General features: G+C 59.0%; 11 protein-coding genes. 2 read left to right on the top strand and 9 right to left on the bottom strand.

All coding sequences use genetic code 11. The annotated features are described in order from the left end of the window. Window position 1 precedes the first annotated feature (1 nt). Both bcsB (DEU53_RS17560) and bcsC read left to right on the top strand, forming a co-directional pair. Complete coding sequence (gene bcsB, locus DEU53_RS17560; RefSeq protein ID WP_110867901.1) at window positions 2–2,287, top strand: cellulose biosynthesis cyclic di-GMP-binding regulatory protein BcsB; 2,286 nt, start codon at window positions 2–4, stop codon at window positions 2,285–2,287. Beyond that, window positions 2,280–5,669, top strand: coding sequence for a cellulose synthase complex outer membrane protein BcsC (gene bcsC / locus DEU53_RS17555; protein WP_110867900.1), 3,390 nt, complete (start codon window positions 2,280–2,282; stop codon window positions 5,667–5,669). Before bcsB (DEU53_RS17560) ends, bcsC begins: the two co-directional genes overlap by 8 nt. Before the next feature lie 27 nt (window positions 5,670–5,696). Here bcsC and DEU53_RS17550 read toward each other — a convergent pair whose 3' ends face one another. The 9 genes from DEU53_RS17550 to bcsO all read right to left on the bottom strand — a co-directional run bounded on the left by DEU53_RS17550 (window position 5,697) and on the right by bcsO (window position 17,869). Then, a complete protein-coding gene (locus DEU53_RS17550) occupies window positions 5,697–5,999 on the bottom strand; it encodes a BrnA antitoxin family protein (RefSeq protein WP_110867899.1) in 303 nt (100 codons plus the stop codon). Next, window positions 5,986–6,279, bottom strand: coding sequence for a BrnT family toxin (locus DEU53_RS17545; RefSeq protein ID WP_110867898.1), 294 nt, complete (start codon window positions 6,277–6,279; stop codon window positions 5,986–5,988). The genes DEU53_RS17550 and DEU53_RS17545 overlap by 14 nt, the downstream gene beginning before the upstream one ends. Before the next feature lie 176 nt (window positions 6,280–6,455). Then, window positions 6,456–7,460, bottom strand: a complete 1,005-nt coding sequence (locus DEU53_RS17540) for a glycosyl hydrolase family 8 (RefSeq protein ID WP_101763795.1) — start codon at window positions 7,458–7,460, stop codon at window positions 6,456–6,458. A gap of 9 nt (window positions 7,461–7,469) precedes the next feature. Continuing rightward, the gene (gene bcsD, locus DEU53_RS17535) at window positions 7,470–7,916 is read right to left on the bottom strand and encodes a cellulose biosynthesis protein BcsD (protein ID WP_110867897.1); all 447 of its coding nucleotides are present in this window, start codon (window positions 7,914–7,916) and stop codon (window positions 7,470–7,472) included. Then, window positions 7,916–11,719 (bottom strand): cellulose biosynthesis protein BcsC, encoded by a 3,804-nt coding sequence (locus DEU53_RS17530; RefSeq protein ID WP_110867896.1) that lies wholly within the window; start codon window positions 11,717–11,719, stop codon window positions 7,916–7,918. Before DEU53_RS17530 ends, bcsD begins: the two co-directional genes overlap by 1 nt. A gap of 11 nt (window positions 11,720–11,730) precedes the next feature. Further along, window positions 11,731–14,262 carry a cellulose biosynthesis cyclic di-GMP-binding regulatory protein BcsB gene (bcsB, locus tag DEU53_RS17525; RefSeq protein WP_110867895.1) on the bottom strand — a complete coding sequence of 844 codons (2,532 nt, stop codon included), beginning with the start codon at window positions 14,260–14,262 and terminating at the stop codon, window positions 11,731–11,733. Continuing rightward, complete coding sequence (gene bcsA, locus DEU53_RS17520; RefSeq protein WP_101763798.1) at window positions 14,259–16,364, bottom strand: UDP-forming cellulose synthase catalytic subunit; 2,106 nt, start codon at window positions 16,362–16,364, stop codon at window positions 14,259–14,261. Before bcsA ends, bcsB (DEU53_RS17525) begins: the two co-directional genes overlap by 4 nt. Before the next feature lie 54 nt (window positions 16,365–16,418). Beyond that, window positions 16,419–17,219 (bottom strand): cellulose biosynthesis protein BcsQ, encoded by an 801-nt coding sequence (gene bcsQ / locus DEU53_RS17515; protein ID WP_101763799.1) that lies wholly within the window; start codon window positions 17,217–17,219, stop codon window positions 16,419–16,421. After that, window positions 17,210–17,869: a cellulose biosynthesis protein BcsO gene (gene bcsO / locus DEU53_RS17510; RefSeq protein WP_101763800.1), complete on the bottom strand. Its 660-nt coding sequence runs from the start codon at window positions 17,867–17,869 to the stop codon at window positions 17,210–17,212. The genes bcsQ and bcsO overlap by 10 nt, the downstream gene beginning before the upstream one ends. Between the last annotated feature and the right edge of the window lie 208 nt (window positions 17,870–18,077).

Raw genomic sequence — 18,077 nt, 5'->3', positions numbered from 1 at the left:
CATGACGAAAAAACTGAGTTGGTTCACCGCCCTGCTGCTGGGCTGCGTCTCTGTGGTGCAGGCCGCGCCGCTGACTTCTGGCGCCATGACTGCGCCGCAGCCGTTACCGGAGGTGAACGCGCGGGTCGACGCCAACGCGCCGCTGCGTGACAGCCAGCTGGTGTTTAATCAGGTCGCTCCGCCGCCCGGTAGCATGACGCTGCGCGGTACCGAACCAAGCAGCCAGATTGAGTTCGGCGTGCGCAGCGATGAAGTGGTGACGCGCGCGCTGCTGAATCTGAGCTATCGTCCCTCGCCGGCGCTGATTCCGACGCTGTCGCAGCTCAAAGTCTATCTCAACGATGAACTGGTGGGATTGGTGACGGTCACCGCCGAGCAGCTCGGCAAAGAGAACCAAACGCAAATCCCTATCGATCCGCGCTTTATCAGCGACTTCAACCGCGTGCGGCTTGAGCTGGTAGGTCACTATGCCAACGTATGTGAAAACCCGGCCAACAGCACCATCTGGCTGGATATCGGCAAAGCCAGCAAACTCGATTTGACGCTGCAGAAGCTGCCGCTGAAGAACGATCTGTCGCATTTCCCGGAGCCGTTCTTAGATACGCGTGACAGCCGTCCGCTGCAGCTGCCGATGGTCTTCAACGCCCCGCCGAATCTGCTGCAACAGCGTGCGGCCGGGATTCTGGCTTCCTGGTTTGGCAGCAAAGCGCAGTGGCGCGGACAATCTTTCCCGGTGCTGTATAACCAGCTGCCCAAAGAGCAGCATGCGGTGGTGTTTGCCACCAACGATCATCGCCCCGACTTCCTGAAAGATCTGCCGCCAGTGGAGAAACCGACGGTGGAGATGGTGAATCAGCCGGACAATCCGTACGAGAAGATGCTGCTGATCCTCGGCCGTGACGATAATGACCTGCTGACCGCCGTCGAAGGCATTGCGCAAGGCGAGCTGCTGCTGCGCGGCGACAGCTCAACCATCGACAGCGTAAAACGGCTGGCCGCACGCCAGCCGTACGACGCGCCGAACTGGGTGCGCACCGATCGCCGCACCACCTTTGCCGAGCTGACGCAGTATCAAAACCAGCTACAGGGCAACGGTTTGCAGCCGAATCCGATCAGCCTGACGCTGAATCTGCCGCCGGATCTGTTCCTGGTGCGCGCGCGCGGCATCGATATGGATCTGCGCTACCGCTACACCTCGCCGATTCAGCAGGATGGCTCGCGTCTCGCGGTGCACCTCAACAATCAGTTCATGCAGGATTATCCGCTGACGCAGAAAGATAGCGCCGGTCAGCAGCTGATGCGCATCCCGCTGATGCAAGGTTTGCAGGACAGCAATCGCCAGTTGACTATTCCGGCGCTGCGCCTCGGCGTGGTGAATCAGCTGCGTTTTAACTTTGATTACGCCAACACCTTTATTGGCGGTACCGCCGATGGCCGCTGCGAAACCGTCACCGCCGTCGGACATCACGTGGTGATTGACGATACCTCGAGCATCGATTTCTCCGGCTATCGTCACTACATCGAAATGCCGTCGCTGGGCGCCTTCGCCAACGCCGGTTTCCCGTACAGCCGCTACGCCGATCTGGCGCAAACGCTGGTGCTGGTGCCATCCAGGCCGAGCAATGACGAAGTCAGCACGCTGCTGAATGCGCTCGGCAGCATCGGCGCCCAAACCGGTTATCCGGCGCTGCGCGTGCAGATGAGCGATGACTGGAGCAAAGCGAAAACGGCGGATGCGGATATGTTGATGATCGGCGGCATTCCGCAGGATCTGCAGGACGACACGAAGATCCCGCTGCTGGCCGATGCCGCCCGTAGCTGGATCAGCATGCCTGCACGCAACAACGCAGCAGCTAACGTACCGATTTCTGACAGTGAACGCGCGGTAGAAAGCCAAACCACCATTAGCTCACGCGGGCCGATGGGCGCGATTGTCGGCTTCCAGTCACCGTTTAACGATCAACGCAGCGTCGTGGCATTGCTGGCCGACAGCCCACGCGGCTGGGAATTGCTGAATAACGCGCTGCTCGACAGCGGCAAACGCGCGGCAGTGTTCGGTACCGCCACGGTGATCCGTGAATCGGGGGTTAACAGCATCCGCGTCGGCGATACCTATTACGTCGGTCACCTGCCGTGGTGGGAACGCCTGTGGAATCTGCTGGCCACCCATCCGGTGTGGCTGGCGATTTGCGCGGTGGTGGTCGTGGTTCTGTTTGCGCTGATGGCGTGGCGTTTAATGCGCATGGTCAGCCGTCGCCGTCTGGCCGAGCTGGATGACGATGAATAAGCTGCAGCTGGGATTGCTGATCAGTAGCACGCTCGGGGTGTTGGCCGGCGCGACTGCCGCCCCGATCGGTCCCCAGGTTTCGCCGGTTGAGTGGCTGCTGATGCAGATTCGTACCGGCGAATCGACCAACAAAATCGATCTGGTACAGCAATCGCTCTATCGACTGGAAAAAATCGATCCTGATAATCCGCAGGTGCTGGCGGCGCAAATCCGCATGGCGCTGCGCCAGGGCGACCAGGCCAAAGCGCAAAAACTGCTGGATGAACTGAAGCGCGTGGCACCGAATGCCGCCGCCACGCGTGAATCAGCAGCCGGATTGCGTCTGGTGACTGCGGAAGGGCGTCAGCAGCTGCAGCAGGCGCGACTGCTGGCCACTGCCGGGCATGTTGTCGAAGCCAAAGCCGCGTGGGACGCGCTGTTCCACGGCGTGTTCCCTGATGTGAATACCGAGCTGGAGTATTGGCGGCTGGTGGCGCGTTTACCCGGCCAGCAGCCACAAGCGTATCAACAGTTGCAGGCGCTGGAACAGCGCTATCCCGGCAACATCGGCGTAGAACTGCAGCTGGCGCGCATGGCGTTTGATAATAATCAGCCGGCCGAAGCCTTCACCCAGTTGCGTCGTCTCGCCAACCGCAACGGCGGGCGCGATGCCGCTTCCGAGCTGTGGCTACAGCAGATCCAGAATCAGCCGGTGAGCGAAAGCAGCGTCGCCAGCCTGCAGCAATATCTGCAAACCTTTACCGAGGGCGATGCCCAGCAGCGCGGTCAGCAAGAGCTGGCGCGTCAGCAACAACTGCTCGCCGATCCGGCGTATCGCCAGCGGATGCGTGGCTTAGCGCTGGTGGATGCCGGTGGCGGCGCCAATGCGATTGCCGCGCTCAATGCCGCGCTAACCGCCAATCCCAACGATGCTGAATTGATGGGCGCGATGGGCCAGGCGCAGGCGCGAGCCAACAATCGCGCCGCCGCCATTCGCTGGCTGGAGAAAGCGATACAGGCCGGTCAGGCCAGCACGCAGATCGGCAAATGGCAGTCGCTGCTGCAAACCAACCGTTACTGGTTGGCGATCAACAACGGTGATGCGGCGCTGAAAAAAGGCGATATCGCCGCGGCGGAAGGCTATTACCGCAGCGCGCAAGGGTTGGATAATCGCGATAGCTGGGCGCTGATTGGCTTGGGTGATGCCGCGCTGGCGCGTAAAAATTCTGCGCAGGCAGAGCGTTATTGGCAGCAGGCGCTGCGCTTAGATCGCAGCAATAGCACGGCGAAACGTCGTCTGCTACAGCTGCGCACCGATGCGCTGATGGCCGAAGCCGATGCGTTGGCGCAGCAAGGCCAATGGCATCAGGCGGCGGAGAAGTATCGCCAGGTAGCGCAGGCGAATCCTGATGATATCTGGCTGGTTTATCGACTGGCTGGCGCGCTGCGCAACGGCGGCGAAGAAACTCAGGGCGCGCAGGTGATGGACGCGATGGTGCGCCAGCATCCACAGGAACCCACAGCGCTGTATGCGTCGGCGCTGTGGCTGGCTTCTGGCGACCGCGATGACGCGGCGCTGGCCACCTTGCATCGCCTGCCCGCTGCGCGCTGGGACAGCAACATGCACGAGCTGGCCGATCGTCTCGAGCAGGACAAGGTGTTTACCCGCGCCAGTGATTTACGCACGCGCGGCGATGAAACGGCGGCAATTGCGCTACTGCAACAGCAACCCGCGTCCATCCGCCGCGATATCACGCTGGCCGATTGGGCGCTGGAGCGCGGCGACGCCCGCCGCGCGCTGGCAAGCTATCAACAGGTGCTGCAGCAAGACCGTAAAAACGGCGATGCGGCGCTGGGGCGTATCGAAGCCTTGATCGCTTTAAAACGCCCTGCAGAAGCGCAACGCGCGTTACAAGCCTTGCCGCCCGGCGTGGCGCAGCAAAGCGTGAACAGCGGTCGGCGCGTGGCGCTCGCCTGGCAGAACAGTGGCGATGCGGTTCGTGCTCAACAGATTTTTGCTGAGCTGAAAACCCGCGCGGCGCAACAGGCCGCGTCACAGGAAAAAGCGTTGGTGTTTCGCGATGCGGCGCGGCTGGAAACGCAGCTGCAACAACCCGCACAAGCGCAGCAGGATTATCAACGGGCGATGGCCGCGAGCGGCATCAGCCCGGATGTGCCACAGGATAACGATCGTTATACGCAATTAACCCGCAATCAGGCGCAGGATGACTGGCTGAAACGTAGCATCCGCAGCGACGCCGCCGATCTTTATCGTCAGCAGGACACCACGTTCACGCTGGAGCAGGATTACTCGCGCAACAAAGGCAACGGCGGCACTTCCGATTTCACCGCCCATACCACCATGATGCAGGCGGAAACACCGCTGGCCGATGGCCACAGCTTTGTGCGTGTCGATCATGTGCGGGTTTCAGCCGGCACTTTCTCCACCAGCAACGGCAGCCACAGCGAGCAGTTCGGCAGCTGTAACGATGACAATTCCGGCGGATGCAGCCGCGACTTTACTCAGCGCGATGAAGGTACCGCGCTGGGCGTGGGCTGGCATAACGATCGCTGGTCGGCAGACTTCGGCACCACGCCGCTCGGCTTCGAGACCCGCAACTGGGTCGGCGGCGTCAGTTGGAAAACCGACGTCAAAGACATTGGCCTGACGTTCACCGCATCACGCCGACCGATCTCCAGCTCGCTGCTGGCGTACGCAGGCGCGCGCGATCCCGCGGCAAACGGCGGCAAAACCTGGGGCGGCGTGGTGGCAACCGGCGGCTCGCTCGGACTGAGTTATGATCAGGGCGGCGCGCATGGCGTGTGGGGCGATATCAGTGCGCATCAACTCAGCGGTGATAACGTGGCGGATAACAGCCGCGAGCGCCTGATGGCGGGCTATTACTACAAGCTGATTAATGAAGATAATCGCCGCGCCACCGTGGGCCTGAACAGCATGCTGTGGCATTACCAGAAGGATCTCAGCGACTACACCTTCGGTCAGGGCGGCTATTACAGCCCGCAGCAATATTTCTCGCTGTCGCTGCCGGTGACCTATCGCCAGCGCACAGAGAACTGGTCGTTTGATCTCGGCGGCTCGGTTTCCTGGTCGCAATCGCATACCGACGGGCAGCAGCGCTATCCGGTCAATCCAGGCTTCACGCTGGCGTCGAATCCCACCTCAGACAGCAGTTCGGGTAGAGGTTTTGGCTACACGCTGCAGGCGCTGGTAGAGCGACGCATTACGCCGCATTGGTCGGTGGGATTGGCGATGGATATTCAGCAGGCGAAGGATTACACCCCGAGCCACGGCCTGATTTTCATGCGCTACTCGATGTCCGGCTGGAACGGCGACATGGATATGCCGCCACAACCGCTGACGCCGTATGCGGATTTTAAATAGCGGCGAACTTGTAAAGCCGCCCGGGCACTATTTGCTTTCTAATTCGCGCAGCATTGCCGCGCGCAAAATGGCGTTCAAACGCGTCTGGTACCCTTTACCCGGCGCTTTCAACCACTCAAGCACATCCGCGTCAATTCTGACTGAAGCCTGTGTTTTAATCGGACGATAAAATCGCCCGCTGGAAGCCCTGTTCCAGAAACGTTCATTTAACGGGGCGATTTCACCGCAATCAATCTCGCTATCCGGCTTTTGACTCAGCGCGTCCAGTTCAGATTGCAGGCTATCCGAAAGCGGCGGTAATTCGCTGCGTTTAAACCTAACCTTGCTCATAGCGTCTCCTCTCATTGCGCGTGGCAGGACGTGCACTAATGATGCGAATAATCTCAGTGCCCTGCTCGAAACGTACCGTGTGGGCCACCAAAATAATAATATGGCCCATAACATTACCTATTGATTGCCAGCGATATTCGCCATTCTCACAACGATCCTGGCTAGAAAGATGAAAAGGATCATCAAACACGCGCACGGCAATTTCGAAGCGGATGCCATGCTTGCGGTGATTAGACTCTGCTTTGCTAAGGTCCCACTCAAATTCAAGTTCCGTTTGCATTTTACCATACACTTTTGTCTATACATTTTAGCATGACAAATTTGCATGTGTGTCAGTGCTGCCATTTTGATCGCGTTCAAGAAATCAAAGATAAGCAGCACAATGAAATGAGATTCAGACAAGGCTGGAAAATATGGCCTGGCCGCCATTTATGTCGACCAGGCCAAAAATGAGATTTAGCGCTTTTCCTGATATGCCAGCCAGGTCAGCAGCTGCAGGCTGGCGGAAAAGTAGTTTTGATCCGCTGCCAGTGTGTCATTGAGATACTGGGTTTGGCCCAGGGTTAAATCGCGCACCGCAATCAATCCCCCCTCCATGTTGTACGGCGCTGGCGTGTTGCCCAACACATCATACCAGGCGGGCGTGGTCATGCGCGCCGAACCTTGCCAGACACGCTGGAACGGCACCAGACGCAGGCTTTGCGGGTCGTACCACCAGATATTTAGCGGAATACGGATCGCGTCATAGCTGAAGCGATTGGAATAGCCGACCGCCGGTGCCACAGAACCATCAGCATTCAGCGCCACCCAATCGAGCGGCAGGCCGGTTTTGCCGAAGTGCATCTCACCCAGCAAATCCATGCCGTCATCAATCAGCTCATTCCAGATACGCAGATGGCTGTGTTCCGCAAATTCGCGCCAGGCCTCAAACAGGAAATAAGAGGGATTAAGCACCACGTAGCTGGTTTTGTTGAAGCCCTGCGCGCCCGGCAGCATCACTTTATGTCCGCCGTAGCTGATCACATTCAGCTTGACGATCGCACGCTGAATGCGGTCGGAGGCCTGCTGATAATCGCCGCCCCACTTCTGTGCCGCACGTTGCAGCGCCCAGGCAATCAGGACATCACCATCGGAAGCGTTATTTTTGTCGGCAATCGGATCGGCGGCGCCTGGCGTGTAGCGCCAGTAGAACAGATCGTTTTGCGGATTACGCAGATGGCTGCGCGTCCACTGCCACAGCAGATCGAAAGTGGCGCGATCGTCATGCGCCACCGCCAGCAACATGCCGTAGCCTTGCCCTTCGGTATGGCTAACGTTGTTGTTGGCCGTATCGCTGATTCGGCCATCGCTGCCCATAAAACGGCTTTTATAGGTACTCCAGCCATCTGCGGCCGCCTGAGCGCTAAAAAACATCACCATGAAACACAGCATCCATTGACGCCAGAACCGCATCACTCTCATTACAGCATCCTATTGATATCGATAGTGCAGCGTGCCGCCGTCGTTGTTCTCCAGCATCACCGGCACCGCCGCGCTGCCGCCTTGTGCCTGCAGCCACTGCGCATACACGCCCGCCAGCACCGCGCTCAACGCCAGCTGCCAACGTTCAACACCGACGTTGCTGTCGCCCTGCGGCAGCGCGTGGTGCTGAATCAGAATGGCATTCTCCTGCGGCTGTAACTGCACAAAGCCCCAGTTAAATCGCGCCAGCTGCAAATTCATTTCACGCTCCAGATCCTGCACGGTGCGCGCGTCGGGTAAAGGATAGCGTGTTGCCAGCGATACGCCGACACCGTTGAGAAAGCCTTCCGCTTCCTCGCCCGCGTTGTCCAGCATGCTCTCAATCATCGCGCTCACCAAATCAAACCAGCCCGGCTGATGCGGATGGCTGACGCGTGCGGTTACTTGCTCACTCATTAGTAATCTCCGAACATGTAACGGAAGTACAGATTGGCGGTGCTCTCGTTGTAATCGCCAAAGGTGTCGTAGCCAAGTTGACCGCCCACGGTGACATCTTTGTTGATCTTATAATCCGCACCGGCATGCAGGTTGTAGCCAATGCCGTTTTTGCTGTCGCCGCTGTAGAACGCATCCTTCACGAAGCCTTGATCGGCCAGACTTTGCAGCTGCGCCTGCAACGACGGATTATTCGGGAAGTAGGCGCTCTTATCCTGACTGTAGGATTGATAACCCACCGAACCGCCGACATTCACTTTCAGATCGTCAAACTTGCGGCTGAATTCGATAGGGAACGACACCGACGCATAGTTCTGCGGGCTGAAGTAACCGCCCTGACCGTAGCTGAAGTAGCTGAGGTTTTTCGAGTAATCCATCCACGACAAGCTCATGCCGACTTTCAGCTCGCGATCGTCGAGGTGATACGGACGCACATACGCGCCTGCGGTCGCCTGCACGCTGTTGTTGCTCGCCACGTTTTCGCCGATGTAGCTGTACGCGCCGCCGCCGACATAAAAACCGGCATCGCCGTTGTCGTAACTCAGCAAGGCGTTACCGCCGTTTTTAGTCACACGGCCCCAGCGTTTACCGCTGGTTTTGTCTTCGACGCCGACATACGACAGCAAACTGTCGGTCATCGCGCGGCGTTCACCGGTAAGGATCAGCGTCAGGAAGTCGGTCAGCTTCGGCGACCACTGCACGCCGCCCACCAGCGTACTCAAGTCCTGACCCAGCGGCGTGCTGCCGAGGTCAATCTTGTAGCTGTCGCCCTTCAGCGCCATGTTCAGCTCTACGCCGGTCGCGGATTGCGAATCGGTGGTGGAGTTGGGCGTATCATCAATTTTCGCCGCACCGGTTGCAACCACGTTGCCCTGCACCAGCGCGTTGGTACCGAATCGACGCCACGCGTCGCCACCGGCGCTGCCGGCGGTGAGGGAAACCGGCGTCATGGTGAAGTCGAAGCGCGACTCGCCAAACGGCACGGTGGAGAAGGTGAGCGGTGCTTTGGCTTCGGTGAGTTTGCTCAAGCCTGATTCGCCATCACGACCGCGTACCTGCATTTCACCCTGCACCCAGGTTCCGGTTTTCTCTTGCAGGTCATCCATTATGTTGTCGATTTGGCGCAGCGTCTGGCTCTGCTGAACCGCCGGTGTGTTGCTCGCCAGCGTCACGCCTTCGGCGCTGCTGGTGGCCGCCGGTGCCGACTGCCACGGCATCACCGCGCCATAGCTGGAAGGCGTACGCCCCACCGGCGAGGTGCCGCGATTGATAAACGGATTGTCGGCCAGCGCCAGACCACCGACGTTTGGCACGCTGCCGGTTTCTGCGCCCTGCAGACCAATCAGCTGACCGCGCGCGGTGCGCAGGTAGCTCATCGCCTGGCTGTGTTCGCCGTTGGCTTCGGCCACGCGGGCTAACAGCAGCAAGCGATCCGGCGACTGCTCGTTGCGCAGGCCGCGCGTTAAGGTGTTGGCTTTGTTGACGTCATTCTGCGCCAGCGCCACGTTGATGGCGCCGGTACGCGCGTCTTGCGTTGGCGTATCCTGGGTCATCAGGTAGTCGTATACCACGCCCGCTTCTTTGTTCATCTTGCCGGACTGGTAGAGTCGCGCCATGGCGAACATCAGATCGCGGTTCTGCGGATCATGCTGCAGCGCGCCCACCAGCTTGTCGTAAGCGGCGGCGTACTGTTTCTGCTCGCGCAGACGATCCACTTCGTTGATCACGTAGCCGTTGCGGATGCTCGCCAGCTGGGTTGGCGTGCTGCGTGCCTGCAGTTCCGGACTGCTGAGGAAGCTCTGCGCTTCGGTATTCAACCCGGCCTGATTCAGCACCGCCACCTGCGCGGCGTAATCACCGGCGTTGCCCTGAATGCCGCGCTGCATGTTGCTACGCACCACGGACACCGCGCTGGTGAGATCGCCGGCTTTCGCCAGCTTCTGCGCCAGGTTACCGGCATCCACCGGATTGGCGGGCGGCGTAGAGGCCAGCGCACGCAGGGTGTTGGCCGCTGCCGCGTTCGAGCCCTGCGCCAGATACTGATCGGCGGTAGCCATCTGCAGGTTGAAGTTGACGCGCTGCGCCAGCTCGCGCATATCGCTGTTTTTGCTGCTGTTGGGAATGCGAGACAGCAACTGACTCGCCTGCTGCCACGCGCTGCTTTCGCTGGCGTTTAACGCACCCGCATAGAGTTCGGTGGTGCTGGCGCCGCTGCGCAGGGTGGGCTGCATGATATTGGCCGCCATCATGTTATTGCCCTGCGCGCGGTAGAGACGTGCCAGATCGAGACGCAGCCAGCCATCGTTGGGATAGCGCTGAATACCCGAGGTCAAGGTGGCGATGGCGGCGCTGTTATTGCCCGCCGCCACTTCACGTTTGGCCTGGGCACGAATCGGATCGGTGCTGCTGCCGCGCGGTGCCACGCTTTGGCGCACGCTGTCGGGCAGTGATGCCAGCAGCGTGTTGGCTTCTGCGCCACGGTTCTGCTGACGCAGCACGTAGAACAAGCCTTCTTTGGCGTTGCGGTTATTGGCATCGCTTTGCAGGATGGCGCGATAGGTTTGCTCCGCCTGATCGAGCTGATTGCTGCGACGCTGCACATCGGCGCGGAACAGTTTGGCCGAGACGCCTTTCTCGCCGTCGGCCTGCGCCAGCGGTTCGCTCAGCGCCAACGCCTGCGCGCTGTCGCCATTTTTCAGCGCCTGCTGCGCGGAGGCCAGCTGCGCGTAGAAGCGTGCATCGGCGGCCTGCTTCTGGCGCGTGTCGCTCTGATCGCCACCCATCTGCGCCGCGCGCGTCAGGTAATCCGCCGCTTCGGCATAACGTCCGGCGCGCTGGGCCACATAGCCCATACCGGCCAGCGCATCCGCATCTTGCGGGTTAGCTTGCAGTACTTTCTCAAAGTTATTCTGCGCGTTGCTGACGTCGCCGCTGTTAAGCGCGGTAAAGCCTGCGCCCTTCTCAGCGCCGCCAACGTTTTTACGGTAGTAATCCAGCACCGCGTTGTCTTGCGGATGGCGCTGCTGCCAGGTTTGATACAGCGATGCATCAGACGCCTGCGGACCCAGCCACAACAGCGCCTGACGCAGCGAACGGTCCGCTTCTTTGTTGCCGTCTGCCAGGCTGGCAAGCACATCGATACCCTGACGACGCGTTGCTTCCTGATAGGTCAGCGCTTTACCCAGCGCCAGCTTGGCACCGGTATCCTGCGGATGATCGGCGGAGAACTGACGCAGCGCTTCAACCGCCTGCGGCAGCAGCGAACGATCGCCCGCCATGGTCAGATAATATTCGGCTGCCACGCTTGGCGGCGGTTCGTTGCCGCTGAAGGTGTTACGCCAGGTTTGCAGCGACGCCGCGATGTTGCCGCTGCGTGCCTGCTGGCGCGCTAACTGCAGCTGCGCCTGCGGAATGGTTTGCAGCTGGCGGGCGTTATCCAGCTCGGTGAGATGCGGATCGTTTGGCGAGGCTGCGCTCAGGCGCGCACGCCACTGCGCTGCTTCCGCTGTGCCGCCGCTTTGCTGTGAATAGAGCGCCAGCAGATAGAGCGCTTGCGTGTTGTTGGGCTCAACCATCAGCACTTTCTGCAGCGAGGCTTTGGCCAAATCGTCATGCGCTTTCTGGTGCCAGTAAGCCGCCTGATCGAACAGCGCCTGTAACGCAGGATTATTGCTCTCCGCCGCCAGCAGCGGCTGAGAGAGCGTCAGCGCGCCACCCAGAATCAAGGCATGGAGATTACCGGCACTTAACAGATGTTTTTTCATTGTTTTTATCCTTACTTCTTGCCGGACTTGCTATCAACTTTTGGGTTGAGACGACGCCACGCATGACGTTTCAGCATCACCCACGCACCGCCGCCGACCAACGCTGAAAGCAGCAGCGCCGCCAGCGCCATCAGCACCGAGTGCTGGTTGGCATACCACACCACCATCATGTACCACGGCATTTCGCCGCTCGGGAATTGCGGGCCGACGCGGAAGCTGCGAATGCCGTTCTCATCGGTGATGATGGCGGTATCGCCGCGAATCCCGGCGTTGATGCGTGCAGAATTCAGGTCTTCATGCAGGCGCAGCAGTTGCTGATCGCTGGTCGCCACCGTCATCACCACTAAGCGATCCGGGTTCCACGGCGAGCGATAGCTGACAAAGCCGCGCCACGCTTCGTTGGAGGAGAAGTAACGATCGGCATCCAGCGGCTGGCGATACCAGTCGCCGGTCAGCCAGCCACGCAGTTTGTCCCAGGTGGTGGGCTCTTTCACGCCCAGCGTGTTGCCGCTGGTATCGAACGGCGTGTTGGCCAGCATTGCCTGGTTGAAGTCGTTGTTCTGCGTGGTGCTGACCGCCAGCAGATCGCTCTGCTGCAGGCGCGTCATGTTGGTGCCGCCGTTTGGCAGGCCAAACAGCACCTGATTTTGCAGCAGCGGTACGCCGGTAGCGTTACCGGCGCGTGAGGCCATATCCAGCAGCGTGGCGATCTCCGCATCGCTTGGTTGTTCCGGCAACAGCAGCGTGGTCTGCGAGAAGTCCGCCAGACGCGAGAACGGGAACGAAGCGCCAACAAAGTAAGAGAGATTTGGCAGCATGGTGAAGTGGCGCGTGTGGCTCAGATCGATCCACGAATCCTCTTCGATGCGGCTCTTAATGTTGTTGTTCAGCAGCACGCCGCACGGCGCATCCGCTTTCGGCTTGATGTTGAAGTAGAGCGCCAGCTGATTGTCACCGTAAATCAGGTACGGTTCGAGCTTCAGGGTGTAATGCTCCTGACGCGCGTCGCCGCCCAGCCGATGCCAGGCGCTCTCCAGCAAACCGACTTTATTCACCGTAAGATTGCGCAGGAACGTGCCGTTAATCATGACGTTGAGGAACGAGTTGTCCTCATCAATCCAGCTTTCGGATGGGAAGCGATAGTGCAGCTCCACCGGAATGGTGTCGCCATCCCACAGGAACAGGTCTGGCGCCGCGCGGAAGTTGACGCTCAGCGCATCGTGCCAGATGCCGGTGGTGGTCAGGCTCTGATCTTTGCGCAGCAGTTCGCTCAAACGCACCGGGCGCATGGTGTTGATCCAGCGCGGCGCATCGTACGGCTTACGTTCACCTATCGGCTGCGGCTGCACGTTAAGGCTGCTGGCATCGGTCGCCAGCGGCTGAGTGGTTAAACGGTTAGCGGCCTGACGTAGCTGATCGTCATTCGCGCCCACCACCAGCAGCAGTTTGTAGACCGGATTGTTCGGATTATCGATCACCTGCAGCAGCGGACCACTGGTGGCTGGCAAGGTTACGGTACCAATTTTGTCGCCCGGATGGCCGACCAGAATGCCGTTGTGTTCAGGCAGATCGCCGCGCACCACCGGGAAACGGATGCCACGATAATCCGACTGAATGCCCATCCACGATGCCACCAGCGCAGCGGCGCTGATGCTGTCCGGCGCGACATTGGCGGCAAAGCCAAAGGTGACGCTGGCGGGCGTCATGCGCTGCGCATCAATAAACGGACGCGGGAAGTTACGCAGGCTGGTGCCGATGTTCAACTGCTGCCCTTCGAGGCTCAGCGTGGTTTTCGGCAAAATCGACACCTGATACTGCTGCGCGCTCTCTTTCTCGCACAGCAGCTTGTCGGCATCGTTAATCTTGAAGCTGAGGTTATTGCTGGACACCACCATCGCCGCCGGAATATCCAGCTGGTAATCGCTGACATCGCTGTCGCTGGCGCCCAAAGGCAAGGTACCCAGCGGCTGACCGTTCAGCATCAGCTGCAGCGAGGTGTTACGCGCGGCCAGCGCCGCCGAGACGCGCAGCGACAGATTAAGACGCGCGTTGGTGATCACTTCATCGCTGGGCAGCGTGAACATGATGCCGGATTGCAGCTGGCCGCCGGTCAACGTAATGCCGCGCGGCTGGCCCATTTGCGCCACCGAAACGGTGCTGCTGATTGGCTGGTTAAGCGTCACGGAAGACGTTTCTGGCATCATCGCCGGTGCGGTTGGCGCTACCGTTGGCAGCACCATTTCTGGTGCGGCAGCAGGTTCGCTGGGCGCAGGTTCAGCAGGCGCATCGTTTTCCGTTGTCGATGCGGCTTCCGGTGCGGTTTCGGGAGCGGTTTGCGGTGCGGTTTCCGCTGGCGCATAAGGTGCAGCGCCCGCTGCCTGTTGCAGCTGCGGATCGGCAGCGCTTTCGATGCCTTGCGGCGGCGGCACGTCTGAAAGTGCAGCGCTATCCTGAGTGACTGGCGGGGTTTCGGCCCACGCTGGCGCGAGCAGCAGCGCCGTTGCCAGCGAGCTTGCCAGCAACCTTTGCGTCAAATTCTTCATGCAGCGCTGTCCTCTTTTACTGCGGGCTGGTTGTCACGCTTACGCTTCTCACGGCGATCTTTCCAGGTCAGCCAGAACAGCTCAAAGACGGTACGAATAATGGTGCCAAGCGAAACCAGTGGATTGTCTTGCTTATACTCCGGCTGAATCCACGCATCGGCACGCGCCAGTACCACGCGCACCAGCTCACGGCGGCGCGACAGCGGCATATCGCCAAAGCGCAGACGGATGCTCTCCTCATCGCCGGAGATTTTGTTCACCGGAATGGTGATGGTGCCCGACTTCAGCAGCAGATCGATCTCTTCAATTTCATCGTGCTCGTGACGATTGTCCGGCGCATCCAACTGCGCGCCACCCATCGACAGATCGCTGGTTTTCGTGCGTGACGAGATGCCGCTGGCGTAGTGAATCACCGCCGGGATCTGCACCTCAATACGAATGGTTTTACGCACCTGCTTGGTTTCGCGCGCCACGGCAATCGCCGCCATCAGGATAACCAGGCTGAATACCGCCCAGCCGACGTTGAGCGCAATAACGTAAGGATCGACGCCAAAGTAGTCATGCGCAGTAGCGCGCACCACGCCCGCGATGATGCCGATCGACAGCAGCACCGCGACAATCACATGTGGACGCACGATGTGGAAGTCGAAGAAGCCCTGATCGAGCAGGCCGCCTTTATCCGTTACGTTAAACTTACCGCGCTTCGGCGCCAGCATGGTGAGCAGCGTTGGGATGACGAGGTGGAAGCACATCACGGTTTCGTAGATTTCGCCCCAGAAGGTGTAACGGAACTTGCCGTTCATTCGCGAGTTGACGTAGAGGGACATCACCAGATGCGGCAGGACGTAGGCGAAAATCAGCGAGGCTGACGAGTGAATGATATTCAGGTTAAACAGCAGGTAGGCCAGCGGTGCCGTCAGGAACGCCACGCGCGGCAAGCCAAACTGGAAGTGCAGCATGGCGTTGAGGTAGCACAGACGCTGCTGCCACTTCAATCCACGGCCAAACAGCGGATTATCAACGCGGAAGATCTGCGTCATGCCACGCGCCCAGCGGTTACGCTGCACGACGTGCAGGCCAAGACGCTCGGTCGCCAGACCGGCCGCCAGCGGAATCGCCAAAAAGGCCGATCCCCAACCGCGACGCTGCATTTTCAGCGCGGTATGCGCATCTTCGGTCACGGTTTCCACCGCAAAACCACCGATCTCTTCCAGCGCGCTACGGCGAATCACCGCACAAGAACCGCAGAAGAAGGTGGCGTTCCAGTTATCGTTACCCTGCTGCACCGGGCCGTAGAACAGTGAACCTTCGTTCGGGATGCTGCGCGCCGCGCGCAGGTTACGCTCGAACGGATCCGGCGAATAGAAGTAGTGCGGGGTTTGCAGCAGCGCCAGCTTTGGGTCTTTCAGGAACGGACCGACCGTTGCCTGCAGGAAGGTGCGCGTGGCCACGTGATCGCAGTCGAAGATGCAAATCAGCTCACCTTTGGTGATCTTCATCGCGTGGTTGAGGTTACCGGCTTTAGCGTGATTATTGTCGTCACGGGTGATGTAACCCACGCCTACATCGGCGGCAAATACCGCAAACTCACTGCGCTTACCGTCATCCAGCAAATAGACCTTCAGCTTGTCGCGCGGGTAATCAATACACTGCGCCGCCAGCACGGTATCACGCACCACATCGAGGCTTTCGTTGTAGGTCGGAACATAGACATCCACCGTCGGCCACAGGCTGGTATCATCCGGCAAAGGTTCGATGGTGCGTTTTAATGGCCAGGTGGTTTGCAGGAAGCCGAGAATTAAGATCAGCCAGACATAGAGTTCGGCCAGATATAAGCCGATACCGAGAATCGCTTCAATCTCAGAATTAAATTGCAGCGTCTCCGTAGTACGCCACCAGATATATCGGGTCGACATCAGCGCGGATAAGATAACCATAACGATGGTTATTTTGCGGCTTTTGCTGAAGCCCAGTAAAAACATCATCCCGATGCTGATTAAGCCAAATATATATTGCTTCTGGCTGTCCATAGGCGTGATGACGATTACCGCCGCCACCGGTGCAAGCACCAGCAGCAGCAGGTAAAACCCGAGTTTACTCATGATTCACCCTGAAGAAGCTGTGTTGTTATTATGTGGCCGGAGTCGGCCTCATTATTAATAGTGGCTGCGAAAAGGTGCCTGAACTTCGCCGTTACCCACGGTGATATCCAGGATATTGGCTACGCGTTTTGCCACTAATTCGATATCAAACGCAGCTGCAGACGCTGGGCTGAAATCATAAACCGATTGTTGCGAGGCATTGGCTTCCGCGACGCTTTCATCACGATGAACCACGCCTAATAAGTTCTCACCCAACCGCTGCTGCATAAAAGCGGTGACTTCACGGCTAATATTGCGGCGGTTATCGCTCTGGTTAAGGACAAAATAGTGACCGCGTTTATTATTCAGCGGTCGACCGATCATGCGGTCATTTTCTATTTGCGGCAGCAACGAGACCGATGCGGTATCCGCTAACATCACCACTAAATGCATATCGGCAAGTGCCTGCATTGCTTTAAGCGCCGGACCCGGACCGGGGGGAAAATCGGCGATAATCACCAGTCCCGGATAATTCAGCACCGTATCAAGCCCGCGTTTCAGGAAATGCGGATCTTTTACCAGGTTCTCTTCAAAGCGTTCACGCTGCTCTTCGCTCACCTCGCCATACGGCATGACGAAAATATTGCCGCCGGTGGTCAGAATCGATTGGCTCCAGTCAGCCTGATCTTCAGAGCGTGCCACAAAGCCGCGACCATCATTCAGCGGTACACCGAAATGCAGGCGCAAGGCGTTCTGAACATCGAAATCGATTGCCAACACCTTGCTGCCAGCGCGAGCCAGACTCCACGCAAGGTTGGCCGCCATGGTGGTTTTCCCTACTCCCCCTTTTGGCGAGCACACACAAACTAACGGCATAGCGCAATCTTCTCCAGTAGCGGTTTTAACGGTGTTTCTTTTGACAGGTTAGCCGGCTCGGCTGGACGCGAGCGGAACAGCGCACCAAAGCGAGACGGGGCCGGCGCAGCCGGACGTGCCGGTTCAACCGCAGCGGCCAGGGTTGGCACAGGCACTGGCGCGATTGGCGCGGGAGCTGCCGGTGCGGCAACAGCAGCAGGCTGAGCGGCTGGCGCGGCGGCAGGTTTTGCTGGTGGAAACAGTGAGGTTGTCGCCTGGCGCTCGACCAGCGTGGCTTTCGGCGCTAATGGCGTCGCAGAGGAGAGCGGCTTAACCGACGGCGCGGGCGGAAACAGCGATGAGCCGCTCTCCGGTTGCGCGGCGGCAGGTGCGTTCAGGCTATCGAGAATCGATGCGCGCGTCGGGCTGGCTGGTGCAGCCTGAGCCGGTTCCGGCGGTGCGCTGAATTCATCCCCGCGAATCGGCTGTGGTTGCGGCATATCGATGCGCTGACCGCTGCCTAATTCAGGCTCTTGTTCGGTGGTCAATTGACGCAGTAACGCCCACTGACTTTGATCGGCTTCCTGCGATTGACCGGACATATCCTTAAAAGCGATGTCAAGCGTCTGCGTTTTCTCTTTAAAACGCTGCAGATCGTCGTAATTCTTCATGATCAGAGCCTGTAAAAGCGGGAGGGAATTTTCCGCGAATATATCACACACATTAAAAGACGGTGAGACAAATCTGATTACTAAAACAGCGCATTCAATAAAAGAATTCTATCTTTAAGATTGAAAAAGCGGGAATGCAAAAAGCATGCAGTTATTTATGGACGGAGATTAATTAGTATCAATTAACAGAAATAATCACGCAGGGGAT

Origin of the sequence: Pantoea sp. AG1095 (assembly GCF_003208415.1) — a bacterium.
Taxonomy (GTDB): Bacteria; Pseudomonadota; Gammaproteobacteria; order Enterobacterales; family Enterobacteriaceae; genus Pantoea; species Pantoea leporis.
Note: the sequence above shows the minus strand (reverse complement) of the source record. Positions and strands in the feature narration are given on the sequence as shown.

Excerpts from the sequence above, each read along its gene's own strand:
- bcsB (WP_110867901.1), top strand. The coding sequence starts at position 2 with ATGACGAAAAAACTGAGTTGGTTCACCGCCCTGCTGCTGGGCTGCGTC.
- bcsC (WP_110867900.1), top strand. The coding sequence starts at position 2,280 with ATGAATAAGCTGCAGCTGGGATTGCTGATCAGTAGCACGCTCGGGGTG.
- DEU53_RS17550 (WP_110867899.1), bottom strand. The coding sequence starts at position 5,999 with ATGAGCAAGGTTAGGTTTAAACGCAGCGAATTACCGCCGCTTTCGGAT.
- DEU53_RS17545 (WP_110867898.1), bottom strand. The coding sequence starts at position 6,279 with ATGCAAACGGAACTTGAATTTGAGTGGGACCTTAGCAAAGCAGAGTCT.
- DEU53_RS17540 (WP_101763795.1), bottom strand. The coding sequence starts at position 7,460 with ATGAGAGTGATGCGGTTCTGGCGTCAATGGATGCTGTGTTTCATGGTG.
- bcsD (WP_110867897.1), bottom strand. The coding sequence starts at position 7,916 with ATGAGTGAGCAAGTAACCGCACGCGTCAGCCATCCGCATCAGCCGGGC.
- DEU53_RS17530 (WP_110867896.1), bottom strand. The coding sequence starts at position 11,719 with ATGAAAAAACATCTGTTAAGTGCCGGTAATCTCCATGCCTTGATTCTG.
- bcsB (WP_110867895.1), bottom strand. The coding sequence starts at position 14,262 with ATGAAGAATTTGACGCAAAGGTTGCTGGCAAGCTCGCTGGCAACGGCG.
- bcsA (WP_101763798.1), bottom strand. The coding sequence starts at position 16,364 with ATGAGTAAACTCGGGTTTTACCTGCTGCTGCTGGTGCTTGCACCGGTG.
- bcsQ (WP_101763799.1), bottom strand. The coding sequence starts at position 17,219 with ATGCCGTTAGTTTGTGTGTGCTCGCCAAAAGGGGGAGTAGGGAAAACC.
- bcsO (WP_101763800.1), bottom strand. The coding sequence starts at position 17,869 with ATGAAGAATTACGACGATCTGCAGCGTTTTAAAGAGAAAACGCAGACG.